This window comes from Flavobacterium xylosi (assembly GCF_042787345.1).
Taxonomy (GTDB): domain Bacteria; phylum Bacteroidota; class Bacteroidia; order Flavobacteriales; family Flavobacteriaceae; genus Flavobacterium; species Flavobacterium xylosi.
In genome coordinates this window covers 1-3,486 of the sequence record NZ_JBHZPZ010000034.1, presented here as the reverse complement: position 1 = coordinate 3,486, position 3,486 = coordinate 1, and the positions used below count along the sequence as shown (strand labels likewise).

Genomic DNA, 3,486 nt, shown 5'->3' with positions numbered 1-3,486 from the left:
GCCTGTTTTAGTGATAAATAAAGTTCCCGAAGCTTACGCACGACTTTCAGCAGTAGAATATCCTCGTGTTGGCGAAAAAGTATTAGAATGGGATGGCTTATTATATACCTTTGAAGCAAATAATAGTTGGACAGGTGTTCCTGCAACAGATGCAATAATCGCTCAAACTATCGAGGACAATATTGATGATAGTGCACTAGATCCGTGTACAAAAGGGGTTTTTCAACAAATAAAAACAACGACAGTTTGTGATTTTTCAGAAATTTTAATGAAGTTTGACGCTAACAATTCTGTATATAATGTAATAATTAAATCTCAGGTTGCACCAAGTTGGCAACCTGCGCAGACAGTTTGGAATTCAGCGTACAATTATACCGTATACATTAGCAGTGATTATGCAGGAAAAACGAAATTATTCATTGCTGCATTAATGTTTCATGAAATTATACATGCTCATTTTATGAGTCTTTTTGACAATTTCTACAATTCAAATCCACCCAATAAGAATGCTTACAATGATTTTCCCACCTTGTTTCACTATTATGTAACTTTAAAGCGTCCTGAATCATTAAATGCTGCTGATTTTCACCATCAACAAATAGCTGAAAGTTACGTTGATGCTATCGCGAGAGGTTTACAAGAATATCAAACTGGAGTTCCTGTTCAAGAGGGCTTAAACCCAGACCGTGCTTACAGTGACCTAGCTTGGGGTACATTACAAGAAACACCAATTTTTGAGGCAATATATCCAGTAGGTAACCAAAACAGGCAAAGAATTTTGAACAGATATGAAACAGAGCAAAGTGGAAACCTGGCAGGCCAAGGAACTCCTCAAGCACAAACACCAATTGGAAAACCTTGTAACTGATATTATTATGAAAAATTTATTTTTAATTTTATTTTACACGCTATTATTTTCTTGTACGGTGCAAAATAGAAATACGGTGGTTGATGTACAAATGAATCCAATTTCAAGTATGAGTAAAGTAACAGAAATTGAAGACAACATCATCAATGCATTTATAGATGTTGAATTAAAAAAGGACAGATATAAAAATTACAAAGATGCTGAAATTTTTGTAATTGAAGAGGCATTAAAAAAACACAAATCTCTTGAAACCTACATTTTTTCAAAAAATGAATGGAATGCAATGCACAAAATACACAGAGGTGAAGATCGAACAGAAATTTATTTTTTAGATACCCTACAAATTAATAAATTAGAATTAGAGTTGGAAAAAGAAGAGGTATATCATTGGAAAACATCTGATTTTAAAAATTTAAACGTTAGTTTACTTAAATATGAAGATTTGGTAACTATTATCAAAACAGCTGCTTACAGTAACTTCTCAATTCGATTGATTATATACTTATCAAAACCCTTGATAATCGATGAAAATAATGCTTTTGTAAGTTTTGAGGTGGGAGCTGGTCAACTTGGATTTCACTCGATAAATCATTTTACCGTATTAATGAGGAAAGTTGATAATAAATGGGAGCAAATAAATTTATATTACGACGGAGTGTATAACTAAACAAAGCATTCCTTTAATTTACTGCTATTACTGTTCAAAATAAACAATACATAGAAGTTGATGTAGGTTAAGGAAGTGTGAATGAAACGCCTGTTTTTCCAAATTTTGCGTCGGCTGATAATGTGTTCGATTTTACAGACAGGGATGGTGTATTTACAAGATTTAAATTTAATGCAACAACAAATAATTGGGATATTGTTTTTATCTCTTTGCCTGTTTTAGTGATAAATAAAGTTCCCGAAGCTTACGCACGACTTTCAGCAGTAGAATATCCTCGTGTTGGCGAAAAAGTATTAGAATGGGATGGCTTATTGTATACCTTTGAAGCAAATAATAGTTGGACAGGTGTGCTACTGGATAAAGTTATAGTTGACTCCTCTTTTGAAAATAATCCTTGTTTAAAAGGAGTATATGACAAACTAGGTGGTGCTCCAACCTTTCAAAATTATTTAAAAGAGTATGATGGAGATTTCTCTCTAGTTGACTTAAAGTTAAGTGTAGGAGTAGATACACAATATTCCCTTGCAGGCGCCGTAACCTACAAGCCAATAAATTCATTAATTGAAATTAAATTTAATCCCAATAAGTTAAATACACCCCCATTAAACATAGCAAGAACTTTTATTCATGAAATGATTCATGCTGAAACCTATAGAAAATTGTTAATACTCTCGGGAAAAGGAGAAATCCCGTGGTCATCTGCTTTTATTGAAAGTATCAAGAATAATGAAAAAGAAATAGCACATTATTATATGATGTATAGATATGAAATACCACTTGGAGGGTCTCCTTCAGAGCCACAGCATGAATATATGGCACAACTTTCGCGTAACATAATAACTGACGTTATGAAACAATTCGACAGTTCGCAAAGTGTGGATGTTTACAACGCTTTGGCCTGGATAGGGCTTATGGGTGAGGGCGAGCCAAATCCACTTACAGGCTTACCACCGCAACCTACAGCAGCTTGGGCGGCTATTCCTCAAGTGGAAAGAGTGAAAATTTTAAAAATTTATTTTGATTTTATAGAAAACAACACACCATGTCAGTAAAAACAGCCCTTCTATTATTAAGCTTCTGCTGCATTTCTTTTGCACAAAAATCAAATCAACAGAAAATAACGATTTTTTTAGATATTAATGATAAAGCTTTAAAAGAATATTATATTGATAAAGACACCACTACTGCCTTTTTTAATATACATTTAATAGAATATCAAACAAAGAAATCCAGAGATAAAGCTATAAATGAACATTATAAAAATCTCATTGAGGAAAACAGTGCTGGTTTGCCACGTTTTTCGATTGGTTTTTATGTTTTTGATATAAAACCAGAGAAATTAAAATCCTTAGATCGTATTGACTACATTACGGTTAAACAATTTAGAGAAAATAACTACAAAACAACTTCTCCAACATATATAATTCATAAATTAAAGGATGGAACTTATTTAAAATGGAAAACATATACAATGAATTAAAAGAATATCTGACACATTTTTTTGATGGAGTTACTTTGGAATATTTGATAAAATCTCTCCAATAGTGAATATTATACAAACAGCCACCACAAAGAGTCTAAATACTTTAATATGAAAGAAATAAAAAGTATATTACTACTATTATTATTATTTACTGTTTCATGTTTTTCACAAAACGGGGTAGAAAAAATGGAAATTAATGTTTTTTTTGATTTAAAAGATTGCTTTTAATTTTTATCCCGCTGCTAGTATCGAAATGTCAGCAAGATGACGAGGTTTATGATCAACAAAATCAAATACCCAGAATTTATAAAAAAGCAGTTCTAATTTACTTGAATGATTTTAAAATCAATGCAAGCAAAGAACAAATTAGTACGATTGACCAAATCACGGTTGCAATAGATACCACTAGTTTAAAAAAGTATGATTTAAGAACTACTGAAAAACTACTTGTTGCTGATCTTAGAACAG

Annotated in this window: 5 protein-coding genes; all 5 read left to right on the top strand. The window is 31.9% G+C overall.

From position 1 onward, the window contains the following. On the top strand, positions 1 to 868 hold an 868-nt coding region (locus tag ACFX5E_RS16145), incomplete at its 5' end, for a hypothetical protein (protein ID WP_379856196.1). Positions 869 to 875: 7 nt separating this feature from the next. Then, the gene (locus tag ACFX5E_RS16140) at positions 876 to 1,535 is read left to right on the top strand and encodes a hypothetical protein (protein WP_379856195.1); all 660 of its coding nucleotides are present in this window, start codon (positions 876 to 878) and stop codon (positions 1,533 to 1,535) included. Between the two features lie 77 nt (positions 1,536 to 1,612). After that, complete coding sequence (locus tag ACFX5E_RS16135; protein ID WP_379856194.1) at positions 1,613 to 2,587, top strand: hypothetical protein; 975 nt, start codon at positions 1,613 to 1,615, stop codon at positions 2,585 to 2,587. After that, on the top strand, positions 2,578 to 3,015 hold the full coding sequence (locus ACFX5E_RS16130) for a hypothetical protein (protein ID WP_379856193.1): 438 nt from the start codon (positions 2,578 to 2,580) through the stop codon (positions 3,013 to 3,015). Before ACFX5E_RS16135 ends, ACFX5E_RS16130 begins: the two co-directional genes overlap by 10 nt. Before the next feature lie 221 nt (positions 3,016 to 3,236). Further along, positions 3,237 to 3,486 (top strand): hypothetical protein (locus ACFX5E_RS16125; RefSeq protein ID WP_379856192.1); only part of this gene is annotated, 250 nt, incomplete at its 3' end.

Coding starts and splice junctions, on each gene's coding strand:
- ACFX5E_RS16140 (WP_379856195.1), top strand. CDS start 876: ATGAAAAATTTATTTTTAATTTTATTTTACACGCTATTATTTTCTTGT.
- ACFX5E_RS16130 (WP_379856193.1), top strand. CDS start 2,578: ATGTCAGTAAAAACAGCCCTTCTATTATTAAGCTTCTGCTGCATTTCT.